This is a genomic window from Peptoniphilus gorbachii (genome assembly GCF_016908115.1).
In the GTDB taxonomy this organism is placed as follows: domain Bacteria; phylum Bacillota; class Clostridia; order Tissierellales; family Peptoniphilaceae; genus Peptoniphilus_A; species Peptoniphilus_A gorbachii.
Map to the genome: position 1 here is coordinate 1 of NZ_JAFBDH010000009.1, position 26234 is coordinate 26234.

Annotated in this window: 20 protein-coding genes; 15 read left to right on the forward strand and 5 right to left on the reverse strand. The window is 31.4% G+C overall.

Annotated elements, in window-relative coordinates:
- Positions 1–169 precede the first annotated feature (169 nt).
- Positions 170–523 (reverse strand): class II SORL domain-containing protein, encoded by a 354-nt coding sequence (locus tag JOD41_RS07780; RefSeq protein WP_156701371.1) that lies wholly within the window; start codon positions 521–523, stop codon positions 170–172.
- Between the two features lie 128 nt (positions 524–651).
- On the opposite strand from JOD41_RS07780, the gene JOD41_RS07785 reads away from it, so the two are divergent.
- Both JOD41_RS07785 and JOD41_RS07790 read left to right on the forward strand, forming a co-directional pair.
- Positions 652–1782, forward strand: a complete 1131-nt coding sequence (locus JOD41_RS07785; RefSeq protein ID WP_205052338.1) for a THUMP domain-containing class I SAM-dependent RNA methyltransferase — start codon at positions 652–654, stop codon at positions 1780–1782.
- A 56-nt stretch (positions 1783–1838) separates the two neighbouring features.
- Positions 1839–2936, forward strand: coding sequence for a SpoIIE family protein phosphatase (locus JOD41_RS07790; protein ID WP_205052339.1), 1098 nt, complete (start codon positions 1839–1841; stop codon positions 2934–2936).
- Between the two features lie 26 nt (positions 2937–2962).
- Here JOD41_RS07790 and JOD41_RS07795 read toward each other — a convergent pair whose 3' ends face one another.
- Positions 2963–4615 (reverse strand): hypothetical protein, encoded by a 1653-nt coding sequence (locus JOD41_RS07795; protein WP_205052340.1) that lies wholly within the window; start codon positions 4613–4615, stop codon positions 2963–2965.
- Between the two features lie 4 nt (positions 4616–4619).
- Positions 4620–5336: an ABC transporter ATP-binding protein gene (locus JOD41_RS07800; protein WP_205052341.1), complete on the reverse strand. Its 717-nt coding sequence runs from the start codon at positions 5334–5336 to the stop codon at positions 4620–4622.
- Between the two features lie 288 nt (positions 5337–5624).
- Between JOD41_RS07800 and JOD41_RS07805 the strand changes: the two genes are divergently transcribed.
- On the forward strand, positions 5625–7739 hold the full coding sequence (locus tag JOD41_RS07805) for an S-layer homology domain-containing protein (protein ID WP_205052342.1): 2115 nt from the start codon (positions 5625–5627) through the stop codon (positions 7737–7739).
- Positions 7740–7929: 190 nt separating this feature from the next.
- Here JOD41_RS07805 and JOD41_RS07810 read toward each other — a convergent pair whose 3' ends face one another.
- Together JOD41_RS07810 and JOD41_RS07815 are read right to left on the reverse strand one after the other, a co-directional pair.
- Positions 7930–8964: a DUF2871 family protein gene (locus tag JOD41_RS07810; protein WP_205052343.1), complete on the reverse strand. Its 1035-nt coding sequence runs from the start codon at positions 8962–8964 to the stop codon at positions 7930–7932.
- Entirely contained in the window at positions 8951–9508 is a 558-nt protein-coding gene (locus JOD41_RS07815) for a TetR/AcrR family transcriptional regulator (RefSeq protein WP_205052344.1), read from the reverse strand. The genes JOD41_RS07810 and JOD41_RS07815 overlap by 14 nt, the downstream gene beginning before the upstream one ends.
- Positions 9509–9709: 201 nt before the next feature.
- Between JOD41_RS07815 and JOD41_RS07820 the strand changes: the two genes are divergently transcribed.
- From JOD41_RS07820 to JOD41_RS07875, 12 genes are all read left to right on the forward strand, one after another.
- Complete coding sequence (locus JOD41_RS07820; RefSeq protein ID WP_156701387.1) at positions 9710–10144, forward strand: universal stress protein; 435 nt, start codon at positions 9710–9712, stop codon at positions 10142–10144.
- Positions 10145–10516: 372 nt separating this feature from the next.
- Positions 10517–11659, forward strand: coding sequence for an acyl-CoA dehydrogenase (locus JOD41_RS07825; protein ID WP_156701389.1), 1143 nt, complete (start codon positions 10517–10519; stop codon positions 11657–11659).
- Positions 11660–11677: 18 nt separating this feature from the next.
- Complete coding sequence (locus JOD41_RS07830; RefSeq protein WP_205052345.1) at positions 11678–12475, forward strand: electron transfer flavoprotein subunit beta/FixA family protein; 798 nt, start codon at positions 11678–11680, stop codon at positions 12473–12475.
- Positions 12476–12489: 14 nt separating this feature from the next.
- A complete protein-coding gene (locus tag JOD41_RS07835; RefSeq protein ID WP_205052346.1) occupies positions 12490–13497 on the forward strand; it encodes an electron transfer flavoprotein subunit alpha/FixB family protein in 1008 nt (335 codons plus the stop codon).
- 83 nt (positions 13498–13580) lie between these two features.
- Positions 13581–15065 (forward strand): AMP-binding protein, encoded by a 1485-nt coding sequence (locus JOD41_RS07840; RefSeq protein WP_205052347.1) that lies wholly within the window; start codon positions 13581–13583, stop codon positions 15063–15065.
- On the forward strand, positions 15052–15762 hold the full coding sequence (locus JOD41_RS07845; RefSeq protein ID WP_205052348.1) for a GNAT family N-acetyltransferase: 711 nt from the start codon (positions 15052–15054) through the stop codon (positions 15760–15762). The genes JOD41_RS07840 and JOD41_RS07845 overlap by 14 nt, the downstream gene beginning before the upstream one ends.
- A 57-nt stretch (positions 15763–15819) precedes the next feature.
- Positions 15820–16038, forward strand: a complete 219-nt coding sequence (locus tag JOD41_RS07850; RefSeq protein WP_156701400.1) for a phosphopantetheine-binding protein — start codon at positions 15820–15822, stop codon at positions 16036–16038.
- Positions 16038–17468 (forward strand): MBOAT family O-acyltransferase, encoded by a 1431-nt coding sequence (locus tag JOD41_RS07855; RefSeq protein WP_205052349.1) that lies wholly within the window; start codon positions 16038–16040, stop codon positions 17466–17468. The genes JOD41_RS07850 and JOD41_RS07855 overlap by 1 nt, the downstream gene beginning before the upstream one ends.
- A gap of 7 nt (positions 17469–17475) precedes the next feature.
- On the forward strand, positions 17476–19257 hold the full coding sequence (locus JOD41_RS07860) for a polysaccharide deacetylase family protein (RefSeq protein ID WP_205052350.1): 1782 nt from the start codon (positions 17476–17478) through the stop codon (positions 19255–19257).
- Between the two features lie 162 nt (positions 19258–19419).
- Positions 19420–19707: an aminotransferase class IV gene (locus JOD41_RS07865; protein ID WP_338046857.1), complete on the forward strand. Its 288-nt coding sequence runs from the start codon at positions 19420–19422 to the stop codon at positions 19705–19707.
- Positions 19708–20184: 477 nt separating this feature from the next.
- On the forward strand, positions 20185–24975 hold the full coding sequence (locus JOD41_RS07870) for a G5 domain-containing protein (RefSeq protein ID WP_205052351.1): 4791 nt from the start codon (positions 20185–20187) through the stop codon (positions 24973–24975).
- Between the two features lie 135 nt (positions 24976–25110).
- Positions 25111–26232 (forward strand): FAD:protein FMN transferase, encoded by a 1122-nt coding sequence (locus tag JOD41_RS07875; RefSeq protein WP_205052352.1) that lies wholly within the window; start codon positions 25111–25113, stop codon positions 26230–26232.
- The last annotated feature ends 2 nt before the right edge of the window (positions 26233–26234 follow it).

Below are 26234 nucleotides of genomic sequence, written 5' to 3' on the forward strand. Positions count from 1 at the left end.
ACAAAGTGAAAACCAGCGCCTTGAGACGCTGGTTGGTATCACTCGGGCTTATAGCCCGTGATCAAACCACCCGTTTTACGGGTGGTTATGATTTTGTGAAAAACTTTTTATTATAAAATTAAAATAATGCAAAAAAATAAGACGAGGATATCCTCGCCTTTTTTTATTATTATGCTTCTACTGAATTTTCCCAAAGTCCGTGAATATTGCAATAGCTTAGTGCATAAACTTCTCCGCCCTTGTCAGTTTTAACAGCTGTTTCAACGCAAGGTACTGTAAAGATTTCGCCTTCGCCATGAGCATTAAATTCATAAGAACCAACTTCAATTGGGAATTTTTCTCCTTCAGGTTTGAAGAATACTTTAATCCAAGCAATGTGGTGTTCTAATGTGTTTGGATGTTCGATTTCTTCTCCAACAATAGCCTTAATCTTTAAAAGACCGTCAGCTTTTTCTACGTGAATTACAGGAACGTGTTTTTCAGATTTAAAATCAGCAGTTTGTACTGTTTCAGTTAATTTCATTTTTATTACCCCCAAAATTATAAATTTTTACTACACAAAGTTGATACCCCATTTAAATTAATTAACTCATTAAATTTAAAATAAAGAAAAATTTTTTTATATTTAGTATAATGGATTAGAGGTGTAAAATGGATAAAATAAAATTAATCGCCACTACAAATATGGGCCTTGAGGCTGTTACAAAAAGAGAATTAATAGATTTAGGCTACGAGGATTTAAAAGTTTGTGATGGAAAAATTGAAATAAATTGTAAGTTAGAGGATATAGCTATACTAAATTTAAAATTAAGGACGGCAGAGAGAATTTTACTTTTAGTTGATTCCTTTAAGGCAGAGACCTTTGAAGAACTTTTTGACAAGGTTTTTGAAATACGCTGGTGGGACTATCTTGGCGAGGAAGATAATTTCATCATCCAAGGAAGAAGTAGGAAGTCAAAATTATTTTCTATTTCTGATTGTCAAAGAATTACTGAAAAGGCAATAATCGAAAAATTAAAGATGAAATATAAAATTTCTTGGTTTGAAAAATCTGGTTCCAGAGTAAAAATTGAAGTTTCACTTTTAAATGACCTAGCAGAAATTACCATCGACACATCAGGTAATGGACTCCACAAGAGAGGTTATAGAGAAGTAAACTACAAAGCTCCTCTTTCAGAAACTATTGCGGCAAGTCTTGTAAAGCTAACTTTTTGGAATAAGGATAGGATTTTAGCAGATCCCTTCTGTGGTTCAGGCACAATACCAATTGAAGCAGCAATGATAGAAAAAAATATTGCACCGGGACTTATGAGAAAATTTGATTTTGAAAGTTTCAAATTTTTTGATCCAGAAATTTTTAAGGAAGAAAAGAAAAAAGCTTATTCTGAAATAAAATACGATGAAAAATTAGAAATTTTAGCATCAGATGTTTCCTATAAGGCAATTGAAATTGCCAAGTCCAATGCAGAAATTCTTGGACTAGATGAAGATATTTCCTTCTTTCAAAAGGACATAAGAGAACTTGACCTTCCCGATAATTATGGAGTTATTATAACAAATCCACCCTATGGCGAAAGAATCGGAAAAGAAGATGTTGATGAGCTAAATAAAGAATTAGGAGATCTTGCAAAATCCTTAAAGACTTGGTCCTTTTATGTAATTACTGCCAATGAAAATTTTGAGAAAAATTTTGGCAAAAAAGCTGATAGAAATAGAAAATTATACAACGGCAGAATTAAAACTTACTACTATCAATATTATGGTCCAAAGCCAAAAAGATAATTGTTATGTGAATCTTAATTTGCTATACTGTAAACAATAAATAAAGGTGGTGAAACATGGAAAAAAATTTAGCTAAAGAGAAAATTGACGAAAAAATTGATTTTCAAGTTCTAAATGCAATTGCAGATTTAGTTCGAGTTCTCGATTATAATGAGAAAGTTGTCTTTGTAAATAAGGCAATGGAAGACCTACTTGGTTATGACAGCGACAAAAAAGTTTGCATTTTGGGAGAAGATCTTTTTGACCCAGAGATAACTAGGCGTGCCCTTGTAAGTGGCGAAGTTATCCAAAGAGAAGAGAATATTGGCAGCATGGTTTTTTCCGTAAAATGTTCACCAATTATAAATAAAAGTGGCGAAATTTTAGGTGTAGTTGAAGTTTTTAGAAATGTAACTATGGCACGAAAGCTTCAAAGAGAAATTATCGAGAAAAATAGATTTATGACAAGTGAAACTATGGCAGCTTCACTTATTCAACAGACAGTTTTGCCAGAAAAGGGCTTTATAAAAAACTTAAAGGTTAATTATATTTATAGACCCTCTACTATTTTAAGTGGCGATATGTTTGATGTATTTGAAATAGATGATGATCACATAGCAGTTTATATAGCAGATTCTGTGGGCCATGGCTTTGCTGCATCTATGGTAACTATGTTTATTAAATCTGTAATTAGGACACTTGATAAGATAACACTTTTATCTCCTAAAAAAACTCTTTCTGAACTTTGCAAGAGGTTTACCAGCCTAAGACTTGAAATAGAAAATTATTTTACTTGTTTTTATGGAGTTTTTAACACAAAAAAGAAGAATTTTATTTTTTCTAACGCAGGGCACTTGCCCCTTCCTATAATGGTGCATGATAGAGAATTTATGAGCTTGGAATCAAAGGGCTATCCAATTTCGAGATTTTTTGCAAAGCCAGATTATGAAGAAAAGGAAATAAAACTTTATTCAGGCGATTATATTTTATTCATGACAGATGGAGTTGTTGAGGCAAGAAATTCTAAAAAAGAATCCTTTGGTTATGAAAGAGTCCACCATATCATTTTAGAAAATAATAAAGATGTCCTAGAAATTTTAGATAATGAATTAGAAAATTTTAACGATGGAGAACAGACTGACGACATCTCCATGCTACTTATAAATATTTGGTAAAGAAAAAGCTCACAGTAAAGTGAGCTTTAAGAATTATATTCAGGCAATTTTTCTTTTAAAGAAATTTCTGCCTGTTTTTTTATTGTAAATGAAAGTGCCATAGCAATTATTAGATAGGCTAAAATAATAAATTTAATTACTCCAAGCGATGAAAAATTTGAAATTATTTGAAAAAGTATAAAGGCAGAAAGTGCCATTGCTGCCATACTTAGTATGCTAAATAAAAATACTGGAAAGTTTCTCTTAACAGCTTCCTGTGGATTTTCCCAATCTAGTTTTGGATATTTTATACCGTAAAAAATTCCAAAAGAAGATGAAGCATAGGAACCAAGAAAAGATCCTATAAACATGGCAAAAATATATATTACATTAAATTTAGTAAAGTAAGCTAGAAGTAAAATTACAGGAAGGCAAGATATTATTTGAAAAATACATGAGCCTAAAATTCTTCCCTTAACTTGATCTTCATAGGAAATGGGAAGAGACTGCATTAGATAAATATTTTTCCCTTCACGCGTGATACTTGTAAGTGATAGTGGTGTCATAAAGGCTGAGTAGAAAAATAGGACTATCATAAATACAAAGAATAAATCAATTTTTCCCAGACCATAAGATTCAAGGTTTACAAAAAAGTTTTTAATCGCATCAATATTATCTATTCCTTTAAAAAATCCAAGAATAAAAAATAAGGGGAGAAAAATGCCTGTTGATGCCAGGTTAAAAAAGTAAACGGGCGTCTTTATTACATTTGCCACATCTTTTTTTGCAAGAGAAATTGCAATAGATGTGTTTTTATTGCCTCTTATTTTTTTAACTTTAGAGCTTACATTATTTGACTTTAAAACTCCAGCAATCATAAGATTTGATAGGGGAAAGCTTAAGGCATATAAAATTATTGCCATAAGAAGAAGAATTCCAAGACTTATTAAAAAGCAAGAAATATTATTCATCCCATAAACTTTATCCACTATATAAACTTGTGGAAAAAGAAGTTTAATAAATTTAATAAGATTTTTTTCTACAAATTCCTTTGAAGCATCTGATTTAGATAAAAATTGTGGAGAAAAACTTAGTACAATTACAAATATAAAGCCAAGAGCTTGCAGTAAATTTTTAAGTCCTCCTATGCCTGCAAAGATCTTCATAAATAAGATTATTATTATTGATAAAATTAAGACTGTAAAAATAATATTTGATAAATTAAGAAATATTATTGAGAAAAATTTAAGAAAGCTTAAATTTCCAAATTTTATCAGTGGAAAGGCCATGGGTATAAAAATTATAAAGCTAACTAAAAAGGCTATGGCGACAGACCCTAAGATTTTTGAGATAAAAATATTATTTCTCCTAAGGGGAAGGGGCAGCAAAAGTTTAACATCCTTAGAATAATAAATTTTTGAAATAATTCCTGCACTTGTAAAAATTATAGTAGCAAGGGAAACAATGCCAAAAAAACCACTTAAAATGAGATTTGCCTTGCCAAGCTTTGCCATGGGAATAACAAAGGCAAGAAGAAGTATAAAATACAAAAAGGCAAGGTAGAAAAATAAAATTACAAGTCCTAATACTGTTAGAGCCTTAAAAGATCCGCCATTTTTTGATGGTTTTTTTAGGGGAGCAATAAGGCTTAGGTATAAATCTTTTTTTAAAAGAGTCTTTAATTCAAATAATTTATCCATATAATTACTCCGTAAGTTCTAAAAAGATTTTTTCAAGACTTCCGCTGTCCTTGGCAGCAGCCTTTATGTCGTCAAGACTTCCCTTTGCAATTAATTTTCCCTTATTAATAATTGCTATTTCATCGCACATTTTTTCTGCAACTTCCATGACATGAGTAGAAAAGAAAACTGTGCCGCCGTCATCTGCCACTTCTCTCATAATATTTTTAAGTCTAAAGGAACTTTTTGCATCAAGACCAACCATGGGCTCATCTAAAATTAAAAGCTTTGGCTCGTGAATTAAAGCTCCAATTAAAACTATTTTTTGCTTCATTCCATGAGAGAGAGTGGAAATTGTTGCATCTAAATTATCTGTCATCTCAAAAATTTCTGTGTATTTTTTTATATTTTCATTTCTCTTTTCTAAAGACATTGAAAAAACATCTGCCATAAAATTTAGATACTGTCTGGCAGTCATATTTTCGTAGATGTCGGGATTATCTGGCACATAGGCAAATTTTTTCTTTGACTCTATTGGTTGATCTATTGTGTTTATGCCGTCAATTTCGATTTTTCCACTGTCCTGTCTAAGCATGCCTACTATCATTTTTATAGTTGTAGTTTTTCCTGCACCATTGGGACCTAAAAAACCATAAACTACGCCATCGGGCACATCTAGTGTGAGGTCATTAACAGCAATTTTTGTAGCAAAAGTTTTTCTCAAGTTTTCTATTTTTATCATGATGCCTCCTATTTTTACATATTATATTTTTATAGTTTAGATTAATAAAATATCTCTGAAATTAAAATAATCTTATAATAATTCTTTTCTGCTGTCAATTCTATTTTGAAATAAATCTAAATAGAATAAGCTATTTATTTTTTGATTTATAAGTTTATCCAAGTAATATTACAAATTTATTAAATTTATTAAAATTTTGTAAATTGTTAAAAGTTTTCACCTTTCTTGGGTATAATTAAAACAAGGAAAATGTTTTTAACAATAATTTTATAATGAGGAGGAGAGTTTATGAGAAACAAGAAAGTGCTTGGTCTATTACTTGCGGGAGTAATGATTACAGCAATTCCATTTAATGTTTTTGCTGATGAAAAAGAAGAAGTAAAGACCGAAAATCCTGCAGCTGTGGAAACTGTAGAAAATAAGGACGAATTTAAAGTAGAAGAAACTGAAACAGAAGAAGTTAAGGAAGAAACTACTGAAGAAGTTGTTGAAGAAGAAAAACTTGAAGTAAGTGAAGAAAAAGTTCCTGAAGCTGTAACTGGAGAACCAGAAAAAACTGGAGAAGACGCAAAAGATCCAGAAGAAGTAAAATATAAGGTAACTTTTGATTACAATGATGGAAAAACAACAACTATTAAAGATGTTAAAAAGGATGAAAAAGTAACAAAAATAGAAGCAACAAGAGATGGATATACTTTCATAGATTGGTACACAGATAAAGAATGTACAACTATATTTGATTTTGATACTGCAATAACAGGTAATATTACACTTTATGCAAAATGGGAAAAAGTTGTACCAGTTACAAAAGTTCTTTCTATTTCCGAAAGATATTATGATAATGGAAGATTTTACGGCAAGGTAACATCTGATGGTCTAGCTGTTGAAGGTGCAAGAGTTAGGCTATATGATTATGACGGAGATTATCTAGGACAATCTGATGAAACAGATGAAAATGGATATTTCGATATTTATCTAGGCGATTATTATGGATATTATTATGATGATGATTATTATGATGGATATTATCATTATGATAGCCTAAGAGACAAATATTACTATTTCGATTCTTATGGAGATAGACAATATATAAATTACACTCCATATAATTATAGATATTGGAATGGAAGATATTACAAGGGAAAATATGATGGTGGTTATTTAGTAGCTACAAAAGATGAATTTGAAAATTCTTCTAAATATTCTCTATATGATGGAAGATATTGGAAGGGATATTACGGAAGATATTACTATGACGATTACCACTATGGAAAGTATGACAAGAAAGTTTATCCATCTGATATCTCTAGAACAAATTATTCTACAAGAGGATACCTAAAGGGATATTCTAATGAAACTGTTTATGTATACGATAATGGCACATATCTTGGCAGTGACGTAATTAATTCTAATGGTTACTTTAGTGTAGATTGGAACAGCCCTTATGTTTCTACTAGCAGAACTTTAGATTATTATGTAAATGGAACTTACAAATCTGATAATGGTTATTCTATGATTCCTACTGTTAACGAAGTTACTCCTGGAGCAAAATATGTAAGCGGTCACGCAGGTGATAATGCTGATGTTACTGTATATGATGCAAAGGGCATTAAACTTGGAAGTGCAGTTGCAACAAATAATGGCGTATATAATGTTTCTTTAAATAGGGCAATAAAAGCTGGCGAAAAAATTACAGTTGAAGCAAAGGAAAAGGGAAAAATTTCAAGAACTACTGACTATACTGTAGCTGGAAAAGTTGTTTCTTCAGACTGTATTAGTCAACCTAAATATATATCAGGATTTCCTGATGGTACATTTAAACCAGGAAAAGAAGTTTCAAGAGCAGAAGCTGTTAGAATGTTTGTTAAACTTGTAAATAATGGTGCAGAACTTCCTAAGAACCCTACTACAAAATTTAAAGATGCCAACAACTCTTGGTATTCTGATGAAATTAATTTTGCAGCAAATAAGGGATTTATAAAAGGATATTCTGATGGAACATTTAAACCAAATCAAGCAATTACAAGAGCAGAATTTGCACAAATGATTGCAGTATTTGTTAAAGATGGATATCCAGGAACTGGCGAACTTAAAGATGTAAAAGGTCACTGGGCATCTGATGCAATTAATGAACTTTACGGAAATAAGAACATCAAGGGTTATGATGATGGAACATTTAAGCCAGATCAAAAACTTACAAGAGCAGAAGCTGTTACAATTTTGAATTCTGTATTTGGTAGAAATACTAAAGCAGCTTCTTTTGAAAATTTAAATGTAAGCGGCTTAAATGAATTCTCTGATGTAGCTAAGAGTCACTGGGCATATTATGAAATACTAGACGCATCTAATGCACATATTGCAGTTAAAAGCGAATCTTCAGATGGATTAAGTATTTGGCAATAAGAAAAATTTTAATTTGACTTTAAAAATTTTAATTTAATATGAAAAAGGCGACAAGGAAACTTGCCGTCTTTTTTTATAAAATATAATTTTTAAAATAATAGAGTAGAAAAAACCTGCCACAAGGACAGGTTTGATTTTTGTTATAAGTTACTTTAGATTATTATAATTTTATTTAGCTTTTAAAATAAATTTAAGCCCTTAAAGTTTCCTTTGTTCTTAAACATTTAAGAGAAATTAAAATTACTGCAAGAGTTATTAGTATGTGACCTATGCCAGAAACTGAAATCATTCCAATTTTTACAATATTTAAAGGGGAGTATCCGTCTACTAAACCATGTAAAAACATTGTAGTGAAGCTAAAATAAATGCCAAAATTATAAATTCTAAATAATTTTTCCAACTTTTCATTGGAAATATCTAACTTTTTAACAAGTAGATAAAAAATAGCAGGAAGTACAAAGCCGAGGACAATTAAATGAGTGTGAACAAGGGCCATTTTAACTTCAAGGGGATAAATTTTTCCAAGCTCACGATAAACCGCACCGGCAAGAATACCTGAAAACAAATAGGAAACAGAAAATTCCATAATATCTTTCTTTACAAAATCTTTTTTTAGATTTCTATAAAGTTTAATAACAATCAAGACATACATAACAGTCTTTGGCATCATTAAAGTGCCAATACTTGGGTTAACTTTTTTAAATAGTACAACTGGAACATAAAACAAAAAGCTAAAAAAGACATAAATGTATAAGTTTTTAAATTCTTCTTTATTTTTATTATTATATAGAAGAAAAATATCAATTAGTCCCATTAAGACAAAGGGAGCATTAGAAATAAGATCCATCTTTTTGCTTTGGTTAAAACTTAAAATTACAAATAAAAGTCTTAGGGCAAATAAAATTACAATTGAAATATCAAGTCCCCTTTCCTTTGCATTTCTTTTCTTCTTGATGTAAAAATAAAATAGCAAATAAAAAATTGACATGGTAATTGCAGAGACTCTAGTTCCCAAAAAAAGTCCAAAACTATTTATAATAAAGCCATTACTTTCTACATTTGCAATTATTCTTGGAACAAGGTGGAAAGAATCGCCAAGTCCAAGAAGTAAAGTCATAGATCCTAAAATTTTATTGTCTTTATCTTCAATCAATAGCATTCTTATGCCGAGAAAAATTACCAAGCTGAGATAAAAGGCGTCGAAAAAAATTTCAAATTGATTCATTATTTATACCTCCTAATAACCAATTAATATATAAGTTACAAACTTCCAAAAATTTTTCCTTATCATAAGCACTTGTTATACTTTCCTTTATAAGTTCGTGAAAGACTGCCATGATATAGGTCATTTTGTGATAAAAATTATCCGATAAATGTTCGCGTAAAAAGTTTTTGCCATGGAGCATAAAAGAATTTTCAAAAATAAAAAATTTTGGTCTGTATAAATTTTTTAAGTTTTTATCATAAAGTTCTGTGGCTAGAAAATCTCTATAGGCCTTTAAAGTTTTTCCCATGTCTTCCTTATTTTCTTTATATAAATTAAAAAACTTATGGTGGATTTCTCCAGTTTCCTTTTTAAGGATAGTGAAATAAGAATCCTCTAAATCTTCAAAATATTGGTAGAAAGAACCTCTGGCTATATTTAATTTTTTTACAATTCCAGAGACGTTAATATTCTTTAAATCTTCTTCCTCAAAAAATTCCTTTAAACTATTATAGATTTTTTCTTTTTTTTCTTTTTCTAAGTTTTCAAAAGTTTTTTTTGCCATGTTACCTCCGAAGTGACATAGTGTCATTTTTTTATATGGTAAATCTTTTTTCTATACTTGTCAAATATTTTTATGTAAATTTTTTATTTAAAATTATTACTGCATTTTTGTAAAGAGTTACAACATTATTTTAAAAATATTTAATTTGGGGTATAATTTAAACAAGAAGTAAATAAATTTTAAATATTATAGGAGGTAAAGATGAAAATATTAGTGCCAATTGATGGATCAAAATCTTCAAAAAAATCAATTGATGTTGCAAGAGATATGGGAGAAAAATTGGGAGCCGATCTTTTAATTTTAACAGTTACTCCAGAAACTTCTATATTCGAACAATATCCAGCAAACTTTAATTTCACACTTGAAATAGACAAGGCAAATGTAGAAAGAGCAGAAATGATTCTTAAAGATGCAGAAACTGATTTAAGTGGATATCCTAACAAGGTAGAAACTTTTTATACTTCAGGAAATCCTGGAGAACAAATTTGCAAATTTGCTGATGAAAAAGATGTAGACTTTATTGTAATGGGTAATAGAGGACTTGGTGCTTTTTCTAGAACTCTTTTAGGATCTGTATCAAATAAGGTTATAAATCATTCAAAGAAATCTGTACTTGTTGTAAAGGCAGACATTTAAAAAGGGCGGGCAACCGCCTTTTTATTTTGCAAATTTTTAATATATTTTCTTAAAAGATTTTTTAATTAATAATAAATTTAGTTAAGATCTGGTAAAGTTTTATAAAAACCTTATCCTAAAAATTTACAAAATAAAAAATATTAAATTTAATCTAAACACTTTTAGTTAAAGAAAGAGGCAAAAAACTCAATAAATTTTATTTTTATGGAAAATTTTTTACTTTAATTTCAATTTTAAAAATGTCTTTAAGATATTTGTGTTTCCTCATTTTGAGCAAATAAAACCTTGAAAAACAAGCGCATAATGATATAATAGAAATAACGTATGTTAATTAAATAACATTCTTTATAATAATTGTTAGGGGGATTTTAAATGGATTTTAGAATGGACAAGGAACATCTATTGTTACAACAAATGTATCGCGCCTTTGCTGAAACTGAAGTAGAACCTGTTGCAGCTGACGTTGATGCTACAGAAGAAGTTCCTATGGAAAATGTAAAAAAAATGGCCAGATATGGTTTCTTCGGAATACCATTTCCTAAAGAATATGGTGGACAAGGTGCAGACTATCTAGCTTATGCTATGGCAGTAGAAGAACTTTCAAAGAAATGTGCTACAACTGGAGTTATTGTTTCTGCCCACACTTCACTTTGCTGTGCTCCAATTTATGAAAATGGAACAGAAGAACAAAAGAAAAAATACTTACCAGATTTATTAGCAGGTAAAAAGATTGGTGCTTTCGGTCTTACTGAACCAGGTGCTGGTACTGACGCAAGTGGTCAAAGAACAACTGCTGTACTTGATGGTGATGAATATGTACTTAATGGATCAAAGATCTTTATTACAAACGCAGGATTTGCTGATGTATTTGTAATCATCGCAATGACTGATAGATCTAAAGGAAATCACGGAATTTCTGCTTTCATAGTTGAAAGAGGAACTCCTGGATTTACTGTTGGTGAACCAGAAGACAAGATGGGTATCAGAGGTTCTTCAACTTGTGAACTTATTTTTGAAGATTGTAGAATTCCTAAAGAAAATCTTCTTGGAAGAGAAGGTAAAGGATTCAAACTTGCAATGAAAACTCTTGATGGTGGTAGAATTGGTATCGCATCTCAAGCTCTTGGTATTGCAGAAGGTGCAATTGACGAAACAGTTAAATACACTTCTGAAAGAAAACAATTTGGTAGAAGAATTTCTCAATTCCAAAACACTCAATTTGAACTTGCAGATATGAAAACTACTGCAGAAGCAGCTCAACTTTTAGTTTACAGAGCAGCTGATGCTAAGGGTAATGGCGAAGCTTATGGACACTACGCAGCTATGGCTAAATTATTTGCAGCAAATGCAGCAAGTGATATTTCTAGAAGATGTCTTCAATTATTCGGTGGATATGGTTACACTCGTGACTATCCAATTGAAAGAATGATGAGAGATGCTAAGATCACTGAAATTTACGAAGGTACATCTGAAGTAATGAAGATGGTTGTATCTGGCTGGTTGGGCGTTAAATAATCGGAAGGAGTATTATAGATGAATATAGTAGTATGTATTAAACAAGTACCTGATACTAATGAAGTTAGACTTGACCCTGTTACTAACACTCTTATTAGAGATGGCGTGCCAAGTATTATAAACCCTGATGATAAATCAGGACTAGAAGTAGCACTTAGACTTAAAGATGAAAATCCAGATATCCACGTAACAGTTTTATCAATGGGACCTCCACAAGCAGAAGCAGCTCTTAGAGAAGCTCTTGCAATGGGAGCAGATGAAGGAATCTTAGTATCTGATAGAGCTTTTGGTGGTGCCGACACTTGGGCAACATCTTGTACAATCACAGCAGCTCTTGAACATTTAGATTTTGATCTAATTGTATGTGGTAGACAAGCAATTGACGGTGATACAGCACAAGTTGGACCACAAATTGCTGAACACATTGGAGTTCCACAAGTTTCTTATGTTGAAGAACTTGAACTTGATAAAGATATGAAGGGTGTAACTGTTAAGAGACAATTCGAAGACAGATACCACACAATTAATGCTAAATTCCCATGCTTAATTACTGCAATTGCAGAATTAGCAGAACCTAGATATATGACAATTGGTAAAGTTTTTGAAGCTTACCAAAAAGAAATCAAAGTTTGGGGTCTTGAAGATATTAAAGACAAACTTGATATGGCAAACATAGGACTTAAAGGATCACCTACAAAGGTTAAAAAATCTTTCCCTAAACAAGGTAAGGGCAAGGGCGTTCTTTTAACTGATCTTACTGCTGACGAAGCAGCTCAAGCTATCGTTGCTAAACTTCAAGAAAAGTATATTATCTAATTGGGGGTTTAAAAATGAGTAAAGATGTATTTGTATTTGTAGAACAAAGAGACAATAAACTTGAAAAAGTTGGAATAGAACTTTTAGGAAAGGCAAGAGAACTTGCTGACGCTCTTGGACAAGATGTTGTAGCAATGTTACTTGGCGAAAAAGTTAAGGATCATGCACAAACTCTTATTAGACACGGCGCTGACAAAGTTCTTGTAGTTGAAGATGAAATGCTTAAAGAATATGTTACTGAACCATATGCTAAAGCAATCACTCAAATTATTAAAGAAAAAGATCCAGAAATCGTAATTTATGGTGCATCATCAATAGGTCGTGACCTTGCTCCAAGACTTGCAGCAAGGATTCACACAGGACTTACTGCTGACTGTACAAAACTAGAAATAGATGAAGAATCTAAAAATCTTATGATGACAAGACCTGCTTTTGGTGGTAACTTAATGGCTACTATCCTTTGTGAAGATTTCAGACCACAAATGGCAACAGTTAGACCTGGAGTTATGCAAGCACTTGATTCTGACGATTCAAGAAAGGGCGAAGTTGAAGAAATTAAAGTTGACTTCACTGACGCTGACATGAACGTTAAAATCGTAGATATTGCTAAACAAGAATCTCATAAGAAAGACATCACAGAAGCTAAGATTTTAGTATCTGGTGGACGTGGAATCGGTGGACCAGAAGGATTTAAACCTCTTCAAGAACTTGCTGACAAACTAGAAGCAGAAATTTCTGCATCAAGAGCATCAGTAGATTCAGGTTGGATAACTAAGGATCACCAAGTAGGACAAACTGGTAAAACAGTTAGACCAGAACTTTACTTTGCAATGGGTATTTCTGGAGCAATCCAACACGTTGCAGGCATGGAAGATTCAGACCTTATAATAGCTGTTAATAAAGACCCTGAAGCAGCAATTTTTGAAATAGCTGACCTTGGTGTAGTTGGAGATATTAACGCAGTTGTTCCAAAATTAACTGAAGCAATTGAAAGAGAACAAAGGATTAAAGCAGAAATTTAATTCTAGATAGAATTTTAGTTAAGAGGTTACAATTTTTGTAGCCTCTTTTCTTTTTTCATGATAGAATTTATTCGAGGTGCACTATGCTAATTATAGATAGATTTGAAAAAATAGTTGACTTAAAAAAAGATAAAATTGCCTTAGTAGATAGTGAAAAAGAGGTCACTTTCTATGAACTTAGAGACAAGGCAAAAATTTTGGCAAAAAAAATAAATTTTATTTTAAAAAAGACTAATCAACCAATAATGGTGGAAGTGGATAGAAAAGTCGAAACTATAATTTCTTTTTTGGCAGTTTTATATTCTGGTAATTTTTATGTGCCAGTAAATAATAAAGATCCACAAAATAGGATTTTAGAAATAAAAGAAAAATTAGGATCTGAAATTGGCATTTTTCACAAAAAAAATATTTTTGAGGGAATATGCGATTCTATTGATTTTTCCTTTGAAGAAAGAAAAAACTATGAAGATATAAATTTAGGAAATATTTTAAAGGAAATAATTGACACAGATCCAGCCTATATTTTATTTACAAGTGGATCAACGGGTTCGCCTAAGGGTGTTGTTATATCTAATAGAATGGTTCTTGATTTAATTGATTGGATTATTCCAGCACTTGGCATAAAAAGTGACTACAAAGTTGCAAATCAAACTCCCTTTTATTTTGACGCATCAGTAAAGGAACTTGCACTTTTAATAGGAGCGGGAAATACAATTTACATAATGGAAAAAAGCTTATTTATGTTTCCTATAAAAGTTGTTGAGTATTTAAATGACAATGAAATAAATGTAATTTTGTGGTCTGTTTCTGCAATTAATTTATTAGCAAATTCAAGGGTATTTGACCTAGCTAGACCAAATTATTTAAAAATTATAACTTTTGCAGGAGAAGCTCTATCAGCACAAAAATTAAATTATTGGCAAAAATTTATTGCTGCAGATTATTTTAATCTCTATGGACCAACAGAAACTACTGTTGATTGTTGCTATTATAAAGTCAATAGAACTTTTAAAAACGAAGAAACAATACCAATTGGAAGAGCTTGCGAAAATATGAATTTAATGATCTTAGATGGCAATAAGTTATCAGACTATGGTGAACTTGTTGTTAGGGGAACTGGTGTTAGCTATGGTTATTATAATGATTTAGAGAAAACAGATAAGGTTTTTGTGCAAAATCCTTTAAATAAAAGTTATCCAGAAAAAGTTTATAGGACTGGCGATATTGTAAGGCTCAATGATTTTGGCGAAATTGAATTTTTATCGAGAAAAGATTCGCAAATTAAATTACATGGTTTTAGAATTGAAATGGGAGAAATAGAAAGGGCAATTTTTTCTCTAGGAGTTAAAGATGTAATTTGCATTTTTGATAAGGACAATGAAAAAATTGTGGCAATATATTCTGGAGATGAAATCCCAAAAAATAAATTTAGAAAGGAATTAAAAAACTTGATTCCAGCCTATATGATACCAGAAATTTTTATTAACTTAGAAGATTTGCCTAAAACTAGCAATACAAAAGTGGATAGAAAAAAATTAGAGAAAGATTATTATAATGGAAAAATTTAAAAGTATTGAAGAATTAGAAAGTTTATTGTATAAATATAAGGATTCTTTTAATAATGATTACATGAATAAAAATATGTATTTAGAAAATTTTAATGACTTATATTACTCTGATAAGGGCGATTTATATATTTTAATTAAGAAAGAAAATTTATGGAAGACTTATTTTTATTTAAAGGATTATAATAATTTAGAATTTAAAGAAAATTTAGTTACAGAAGTTGTAGGAAGGAATCCAGAAATTGAGCCTCTTCTTAAAATTGGATTTTCAAAATATTTAACTAGAGTTAGATTTAAATTAAAGAGAAAAGAAGAATATTTTTCTAAGAGAGTGACTTTTATAGATGATTTTAACTTTGTTAAAGATGGAATAAATTCCTTTGATAAAATTTCTGGAAATAGACAAAGTGATGAAGAAATACTTAAATCAATAGTGGACAAAAAAGTTATTGGCATAAAGGACCTTGGCTTTTTACAATTTTCAATTGGTCAGTACGAAGAGACAATTGAACATCTTTATGTAAGAGATGATGCCAGAGGCAAGGGAATTGCAAGAGAAATTTTAAAACACTATATTTCAAATTTTACAGAAAAAAAGAGATCAACTGTGTGGGCCAATGAAGGCTACTTTGTCGAAAATTTGTATTTAGACTGTGGCTATGAAAAAGATAAAATAAAATCTATTGTCTTAACTTATTAAGAGTGATTGAAATAAATAATAAGTAATTATATAATTAAGAAATTATAGGAGGTTTTCATGAAAGAAAAAATTATTGAAATAATTGAAGATATTACAGGTGAAGTAGTAGAAGAAGATACAGATTTAATTGAAGAAGGTATTTTAGATTCCTTTGACATTGTAAGTTTGCTATTAGAATTGGAAGAAGCCTTCGATGTCAAAATTGATGTAGCTGAACTTTTGCCTGAAAACTTTAAAAGTGTAAATACAATAGAAAATTTAATTAGTGAGTTATAATGGCTTTTACAGAAATAAGTTTTTTATTTTTTGTAGCCCTAACCCTTATAATATATAGGATTCTAGGAAATAAGTGGCAAGTTTTATTAATTGCCTCTTTTTTATATTACGGACTCTATGACGAAAGGGCTTTTTTATATCTTTTAACAGCTATATTAACAACTTACTTAGGAGGAATATTTTTATACAAGCACAAAAATAGGCTAGTATTATTTTTAGTCCTTTTAATAAATTTTGGCATGCTTTTTCTTGTTAAATTTACCGATATTTCTGTATTTAAAATTACTATTCCTCTTGGAATATCTTTTTATACTTTTATGGCAACTTCATATACAATTGATTTATATAGAAGAAAATACCAGCCGCAAAATAATATTTTTAAATATGCACTTTACTTGTCCTTTTTCCCACAAATTGTTCAAGGTCCAATTTCAAGATACGATGAAATTTCTGATGGCTTATACAACAAAAGTACAAGTAGCGAATTTTTTAGCAAGGGACTTTTGTTAGTTTTATATGGATATTTTAAAAAATTATTAATTGCAGATAGGGCTGCAATTTTAGTAGGAAAAGTTTTTGCTTCTCCCGATGAATTTAGTGGAGTTTTTGTATTTGTAGCAATAATTTTTTATTCAATTCAAATTTACTGTGATTTCAGTGGAGGAATTGACATTGCAAGGGGAATAGCCTATCTTTTTGGCGTTGAACTTGAAGAAAACTTCAAGAGGCCCTTTTTTGCAGAATCAATCTCAGATTTTTGGAGAAGGTGGCATACAACTCTTGGCTCTTGGATGAGGGATTATGTATTTTTCCCCCTATCTCTTACAAAATTATTTGGAACAATAAATAAAAAATCAAGAAAAATCTTAGGTAGACATGGAGGCAAGGTCTTAACCCTTACAATTTCAACCTATGTAGTATATTTTTTAATTGGAATTTGGCATGGCGGAGGATTTAATTTTATTGCCTTTGGTTTTTACAATGGCACTTTGATTTCACTAGCTCTTTTATTTGAAAAGAGATTTGAAAAAATAAAAAAAGCTTTGAGAATCAATGATGAAAGCTTCCTTTATAGAGTCTTTAAAATAATTAGAACTACATTTTTGGTTTTTATTGGTAGATACTTCACGAGATCTGCTGGACTTAGACAAGCCCTTCACATGATGAAGAAAACAATTGTTGATACAAATTTTAGATATGGAGATTTTGGTCTTCAAAGGCTTGATTTTATAATAATTGCCCTTTGCTTTTTGGCTGTAGCAATTATTTCAATTTTACAAGAAAAAGAAATTGACTTAACAGAAAAATTTGTAAATTCAAATAAATTATTAACTTCTACATTTTTGATTTTAACAATGCTTCTTATAATTTATTTTGGAGTTTATTCAAAAAATTACGTGTCAGTGGAATTTATTTACAGAAATTATTAGGTGAATTATGAAAAATAAGAGATCGAGACAATTTAATAAATTATTTATTATTATTGGGGTTATCATAATGGCTCTTATAGTTGTCTTTAATATTTTGACGGATTCCTTTAATGTATTTAATGATAATTTATTTAAGTGGTATTCCTATGATTTCACGCAAAACCCAAGGACTGCAAAAATAACTTATTTAAAAAAAATCCAAAAGGAAAAAAACTACAAAAACTTTATAATTGGAGCTTCAGGCTCTAGCTCTATTCCCACAAAAAAATTAAAAGAATATACAGGAAAAGATTATTTCAACTGTTTTTATTATGGGGCAGACCTTTATGACACAGTTAAGACTGTAAAATTTTTAGTGAAAAATTATGATGTAGAATCAATTATAATGCCCTTTTCTATTCCATCAGCAAGTAAATATCATGAAAATAATAGAAATCTAAATTATTTATTGCACCCTTCTGTAAGTGGCGAAAATAAAATAAACTTCTACAAAAATTATGCCTTTGCAAATCCTAAATATGGAATGGATAAAATAAAAGCAGAAAAAAACAATACTTATCTGCCAGATAATTTTGATGTATTTAACTTAGACGGCAGCTATGACAAGAGAGTTCGAGATACAGAATATATTGGCTCAAAAGAAGATTATATAAAAAATTTAGATTTTAAAGTTTATAATGAAAAAATTAAATTAAAAAATATTGATGAAGCAGTTGCTGCAATAAAAAGTATAAAAGAAATGTGCCAAGAAAATAATGTTGATGTGAAATTTATTTTGACTCCAATGAGTAAAATGCAAAATGATAGATATGACGAGAATGAAGTAGAAGAATACTTAAAAAAAGTTTCAGATGTGACAGAATATTGGGATTTCACTGACAGCACTTTTGAAAATGATCCTAGATTTTTCTATGACCCATCACACTTTAGAAATGCCCTTGGAAATTTAATTTTAGATAAAATTTATAAGGGACAGGGTGAATTTGGAAGATTTGTAAAAAAAGGCGACTATAAAAAAATAAATAGTCCAACAAAAAATTTAGAAAGAGAGTTTTACATCTATGCCTTTCATCATTTAAAGGACCAGGCAGAGGGACTTTATACCATAGATGCAAAAAGATTTGAAGAATTTTTAAAATTTTTAAAGGACAACAATATTGAAACAGTAAAATTTTCTGATTTAATTAGTTATGTTAAGGGAGAAAAAGACCTGCCTGAAAAATTTGGAATTATTACTTTTGACGATGGTTATTCATCAAATATAGACATAGCATATCCCCTTCTAAAAAAATATGGGCAAGTGGCAACAATATTTCCCATTGGAAATTTAATGGGAAGAGAAAAATATCCTGGCAATAACAAAGATATGAATAAGCATTTTTCAACTGAGGAAGCAAAAAAGGTTGAAGATGTATTTGAATTTGGTTCTCACTCATATTTTTTCCATCAATCCTATAAAATCAAGGGAATAAAATATAGAGAAAACTTGGGCATGATTGAGGGAGAAAGAGAAAAAGACTTTATAAAAGATTTTAGAGAAGATTCAGAAAAATTTAAGGAAGTCTATAGAAAATTTAATAATCATGAACCCTATGTCTTTGCTTATCCTCAAGGAATTTATAACAATTTAACAGAAGTGCTTTTGACAGAAGAAGGATATAAAGTCACTGTAACATCAGAGGAAGGCAAAAATACTATTGTAAAATATCTTCCCGAATCCCTTAGAAGACTTAGAAGAGTAAATATTTCTGAGGACAGAGATCTTGAAGAACTGATTATAAAAAAATGACAAAATAGACAATAAGAGCTTCCATTTTTAAATTTGATATTTTTTATATTAAATTGAAAGATTTTTACAAAAAAAAGCCTAGAATGCACGCTCTTGCATCCTTAAAACACTTGGATTTTGCCTGAAATGGTATAAAATTTAGAACAATAAATTTCTGATGACATCCTAGAAGGGATCACAAGAGATGTAGTTATAGAGCTTGTCATAGAAGAGCTTGGCATTGAGTGCCTGGAAAAAGCAATAGCAAGGACTGAGCTTTATAACGCAGATGAAGTTTTTTTCTCAGAAACAGCCAAGGAAGTTGCCCAAGTAGTTGAAGTTGATGACATAAAAGTTGCCGATGGCAAACCAGGGGAGCTCACAATGAAGTTAAAGGAACTTTTCCGCGACTTGACTCATGGCAAGAAGGAAAAGTATAAGGACTCACTTAGACCAGTATATGTCAAATAAGTTCGCCATATAAAATATCCACAAAGTGAAAAATACCGATTCCTAAGGAGTCGGTTTTTAAATTTTTTAAAAAGTTTAATATAGCTTAGGCAAGTTAAAGTTAAAAAATCAATATTAATTAAAAAATCACTATATCACATGTAAAAGGTAATAAAACCAATGCAATTATTGATATTTAATTGATAAATTAATATTTATTATTTTCTTGACTTTAACATCAAAACTATAATGTTAAACTTATATTAAATATTTGCAAATCTATATAAAATCACTTGTAAATTTATTTTTTTTGTGATTAAATTAATCTATTAAAAGGTATGAATAGCAGTATATAAAAGATTATACTAATATAGCTTTATATCCAAAACTGTCCAATTAAAATTTTGGGCTTTTTTATTAATTATATTTAATGGATTTTTAATTCTTAAATCTATTAAAAAGATAGCTTTAATTTTTATTTAAAAGGAGTAGTGTATTATGAATCCAATCAAGAACGGTAAGCAGGTATTTGCCGTACTTTCTATGGCGACGGTTATGTCAATTTCCATGTCTGTAAAGGTAAATGCAGCATCAGAAGTTGACGCTGCTGCACATACGGCAGCAAATGCAGTTGTACAAAGTGAAAATAAAAATACCTCAAGTAGTAATACAAATGTAAAGACAAACTCAGATGCAAGTTCTGAAAAAAGAGAAGGAGTTTCTGCTGTTGATTCAAAAGAATCTAACATTGGAGATAAATCAGCTGCAGTGGAATCAGCTAATTCTCTAGAAATGTCAGATGAAAATGTAGGCGGTCAAGTCGGCTCTGGGGATCAAAGCACAGAAAATGTAAATACTGAAGTTAAACAAACTTCAGAAGCTACAGATCCAGAAGAAAAGCAAGCAGAGGCACCGGCTGAGTCCTCTACTACGCCGGAAACGAAACCGGAGATAAGTGAAGAACAACCGCCGGCAGCTCAAAAAGCTCCGGAAGCATCTACTGAGCCAAACTATACTGATGATGAAAAGAAAATCAATAATTATAGTGACAGCGAACGTTATAAGGAAACTGATCTAGAGCCAGGCTCTACAATAGTTGAAAACTTTAAGACTGATGAGGGAGTAGAAAAAGACGGTTTTAAGTTTGATACCTTAAACCCGTCAAAAACTTCTCCAAGCAAGACCGAATATGGTTATGTAATTTCTATCGATAAGAAAACAGGTCAAAGGACCTATACGAAAATTGTTGTATCAGATTCAGGTCGTATCCCTTCAACAGGAGGAGATAAAGCAATGATGGGCGAGGGAGAAAAACTTACTCCTGATTCTCCTGATGTCACTTACAAACCTAATGAAGATGGTAGTATTACAGTGAATCGTGGTAGCCTATATGAATATGAAGCTAGTGAAGAAACTCTAAAGCATATCAACAACAAGGACGTTAACACTACTGTCATTGGCATGAAGGACAATTATACCCAAGATAATCCAAATCTTAAGTTTTTTAATGGAAATAACTTCTATATAACTTACAAGGTCAACCCATGGCCTAATGAAAATGACAAGCTCGAGCTTATGAAGCTAAATGGCGAATACAATGAAAAAGTATTTGTCAAGGGCCAAGACATCAATACCGGTGTAAAGGTAGACAATATTGACGCAAACGCCAAGGATAGACTGGTAGGTCAAGTCTATAACCCGATTACAGGAGCTGTTGTACCGGGTGCAAGAGCCTATATCGGGGATGACGGCAGCATCCATATCAAAATGCCGGAAGGCGCCCTTAAGAAAAATGCAGATGGCAAGTATGTAGTAAATGAAGAGTCAATTTTTAACACAAAAGACTACAAGGGCATCCAAAACCTGGATGTTAAATTCTTTGCTAGGCCTAGAACTGCTGACGAATTTAAAACCATAGCAGAAACACCGGATGATTCTGGTGATACAGGTACCTATGTAGGGGCAGGGGCAGGAACCGGGACCATCAACCACAAGGGCGAAAATGTCACAATCGACAAGCAAGGCATCGACCGCTACGATCACTACAATTTAATCGGTAAGCTTAAGATTAACCTTGATGATACTCGCTACTATAACCAAAGATTTGAAGACGGCAATCACGAAGATACTTCTACGATAACATCTTCAGCTGTGAAACCGGGTGAAGATTTTAAGGTTGAAATTGTACAACCAAATAATCCAACGAAAACTGACAAATCTGCACTAGATATGAATGAAGCTGAAAAAAATGGAGAAGCTGCAGGCAAGATAAATTTAGATTTTATCAATAAGGCAAATGAAGGCAAAGCGGAAAAGGATAAGTGGAAGGTAGATGTAAATCCTCATGATATTTCTAGTTTCACCGTAACTCCACCAAAATCTGCCAAGGCAGGAGACTTTGTTGCAATTCCTGTAGAATACACCTACACCAACGGTTCAACAGATGTTCACTGGTTCCACTTTGTTGTCCAAGAGTCAGACAATAACCGTCCGGAATATCATGCGGAAGTTGGTTATAAGGGAGATACTTTAACTCAAACACCAGAGCTACCAAATGATGAGGCAGCAACCAAGAAAAACAAACCAAAATCTTATGAATTAGTAATGCCGGAAGATGGCAGCAAATACAAAGATAGTGCAGGAAACGAATGGACAGATATTAAAGTTGATCCTGAAACCGGTGCAGTATCAGCAGTTGTACCTGAAGATGCTGACATCAAGGGCGGAGAAAACCTCTATGTCAATGTCAAGGTAAATTACATTGATGAAAAAACCGGCGAAGCAAAGGAAGAAATTGTAAAAGCACAATTTATTGCTAGACCTAGGTATAAGCAAGAAGTGTCTAAGACATATACAAGTAAGATACCTTTTGAAACAAATGTAATTTACGATGATACTTTAGAAATAGGTAAGGTTGTAAAAACTGAAGGTAGGGTTGGAGAAACTGAAACCACTTTCAAACAAGTAGTAATTAACGGTGAAAAGGGAATCATCGACGAAAACGGTAATTTTGTAAAAGATAAGGAAGCTGTTGAAACTAAAACAATAACCGAAAAAGTTGATGCAGAAATTAGGATTGGTACAAAACCAGCAGTAACAACTGTAACAATACCAGCTGATACTGACTACGAAACTAGTGACTCTTTGAAAAAAGGCGATATGCAGTTAAAAGAAAAAGGTGAAGAGGGCGAAGTAACAATTATTACAAAGAGAGACCCTGAAACCGGAGAAATAACTACAACCAAAGTTACAAACAAAGAAGCTAAGAACAAAAAAATGCTTATCGGTACTAAGACAGAAAATACTATAGTCCATGAAGAAAGTATTCCTTTCGAATATGAAGTTACCTTTGACCCTAACTTACAACCAGGAGAAAAAGTAGTTGATCAAGAAGGCAAGCCTGGTAGCAAAACTACTACTTATAATATTGTAAATTCAAAAATTGTAGGAGATCCAATAGTCAAAGAAACCGCACCTACTAAGGCTATAATAAGAGTTGGAGACCAAAAATTCACCGGTGAAACAAGTCATGAAGTGACAGAGGAAACAAAATATATAACAATAGTTGAAGAAGACCCAAATTTACCAGTAGGAGAAACTAAAGAAGTTCAAGCTGGTGTAAGAGGATCTAAGACAACTAAGTATACTCAAAAATTTGAAAATGGTGTTCCAGGTGAAGTCAAAGAAGAGCTTGTAAGTGAAACACCAGCTGTAAATCGTATTGTTAAAGTTGGTACAAAGACTGTAACAGAACACATTTCTAAGGAAATTACAGAAGAAATACCTTATAAGGTAGAAATAAAATATGATGATTCTATGATAGCTGGAACAACTCGTGTAGAAACTCCTGGACAAGCAGGCAGTAAGACAACTGAGTATTATAGAAACCTTATAAATGGCAAGTTTGATGGGGACTTAAATACAAGAGAAGTAAAAGATAAGTACAAAGCTCCTGTCGATGAAGTTATAGTTGTAGGTACCAAGGTTGCTGAAAACAACAAAGACTATAACAATGATGTTGATGTTGAAATTGAATATGTTAAAGATGACAGTAAATATCTTGGATATGTCGAAAAAGGCGAATTGACAAAAGGTCATGTTGAAACAAAGATTGTCAATAAATTTGACCCAGCAACTGGCAAAATTATTACAACAGAAGAAGAAGTTGTAACTCCAGCAAAACAAAAAATAACTGTCGGTACAAAGAAATTTACTGGAGAATTTACTCACACAATAGAAAAGACTCTTCCATTTGATACAGAAATCCAATATGATGACAACATGGAAGCAGGAACAAAAGAAGTTACTCAAAAAGGTGAAACTGGAAAAACTGAGCAAACTGTAAGTCAAAAATATACAAATGGAGTATTAGCTGATAAAGAATATTCTAAAGTAGAAACAACAAAAGAACCAGTTAAGGAAATTGTAAAAATTGGTACAAAACCAGTAGAAAAATTAGTTGAAATTCCATTTAATACAGAATATGTCTATGACAATACAATTGATGCTGGAACTGTTCAAGATGATCTAGCTCATCCAGGAACAAAGGGTAGTGTGACTGTAAAAACTTACTTTGATAAAGAACTTGGAAAATTTGTAAGTGTGGAAGATGAGGCAAGCAAAGTAGCTCCAGTTAATAAGATTGTAAGAGTTGGCACAAAACCAACTGAAAATATGTGTCCAGCTCCAGTGAACCCAACGGATTCAACAAAGCCAGAAGATCCAAGAAACCCAGAAGATCCAAGAAACCCAGAAGATCCAAGAAACTCAGGTGGAGATAATTCAGGTATACCAGGAGAAACTACTGATAAACCAAACACGTCAGGCACACCAGATAATCATGACAAAAGTCCTAACAAACCAGTAAATCTTGAAAAACCAGTTGAGCCAAATAAGCCAGCTGAACCTGGAAAGGTTACTGAAGAAAAGATTACTGATGGTAAAACTCCAGAAGGCAAGACTCCAGAAGGAAAGAATCTTGAGGACAAAAGGTTTGAAGGGGAAAAGAAAATTTCTGATTCTGAAAAATCTGAAGAAGTAAATAAAACTGAAAAGGCAGAAAAATCTCAAGATGAAAAAGAACTTGTTAAAGAAGAAAAAGCCCAAGAAGAAAAATTTGTGGCAAATAAAGTTCTAAATAGACAAGCTAAAAATGATGATAGAGCTCCTAAGACAGCTGACGCAGGTCTAGTTACTGAAACTGCATCAGCAGGTCTTGCATCAGGTCTACTTCTCCTACTTGGAAGACGCAAGAGAAGAAAAGAAGAAGAAAATAAAAAAAATAAATAAGTTTAATTATTTGAATAAAAGCTGCCATTTGGCGGCTTTTATTTTTTGTATAAAAATTTTTGAGAGAGAAAGCCTTAAACTTATTATTTATTGAAAAAGTCTATCTTAAAATGGTATCATATAGAAGGTGATAAAATGAAAAAAACATTACTAGCCTTAGCTTTGGGAGGACTTTTAATACTTTCAGCTTGTGGCGATAAAAACATAAAAAGTAATAAAATTGAAGAAAATAATAAAAAAGTTAGCACAGAAAATATAAATAAGGATGCTATAAAGTATGACCTAGGATTTTATGGTACCTTTGATACTTATGTTGAAATAGCAATTTATTCTGATGATGAGGATTTTGCCAAAGAAAATTTGGAATATGCAAAGATGAGGTTTGAGGACCTTCACAAACTTTTTGACAATTATAAAAATTATACTGGCCTAGCAAATGTAAAGTCTATTAATGATAATGCAGGAATAAAGCCTACTGTAGTTAATGACACCTTATTTAAGCTTATTAAAGATTCAGTTGATGATTATAAAAATATTTCTCATAAGACTAATATTGCCCTTGGTCCTGTTACAAAAATTTGGAATGATTATAGAGATCTATATGATTCTGGAAAGACTAAGGAAGAAGTTATTAAATTAAAGGGTGAAGCTATTCCCAGTGATGCAGAGCTTGAAAAATTACGTCCTCTTACAAATATGAATAATATTATATTAAATGAAGAGAACAATTCTGTTGAAATAGGAAAGGGAATGGCGCTAGACCTTGGATCAACTGCCAAGGGTTTTGCGACAGAACTTGTGGCAAGAGAACTTGAAGAAAGAGGAGTTAAGTCTGCAGTAATTTCTGCTGGAGGAAATGTTAGAATTATTGGAAAGCCCCTAGATGGTCGAGATAATTTTAGAATTGGAATTCAAAATCCAGAAGTGGAAAATGGAGAAGACACAATTTGTGTTGTAAATGTTGTTGGTACTTCCGTAGTTACAAGTGGCGATTACCAAAGATATTTTACAGTTGATGGAGTGAGATATTGTCATATAATAGATCCAGATACCTTAAAGCCTTCTAATAATTTAAAGTCTGTTACTATAATTAAAGGAGATTCAGGTCTTTGCGACTTTTTATCAACAGCTGCCTTTAATTCTTCTGATGATGAAATAAAGTATTTGGCAGAGAAAACAGATTCTGCAATTATTTGGGTGGATAAGGATATGAATATAAAATTCACTGAAAGTGCAAGTAGATTTATTGATAACTAGGA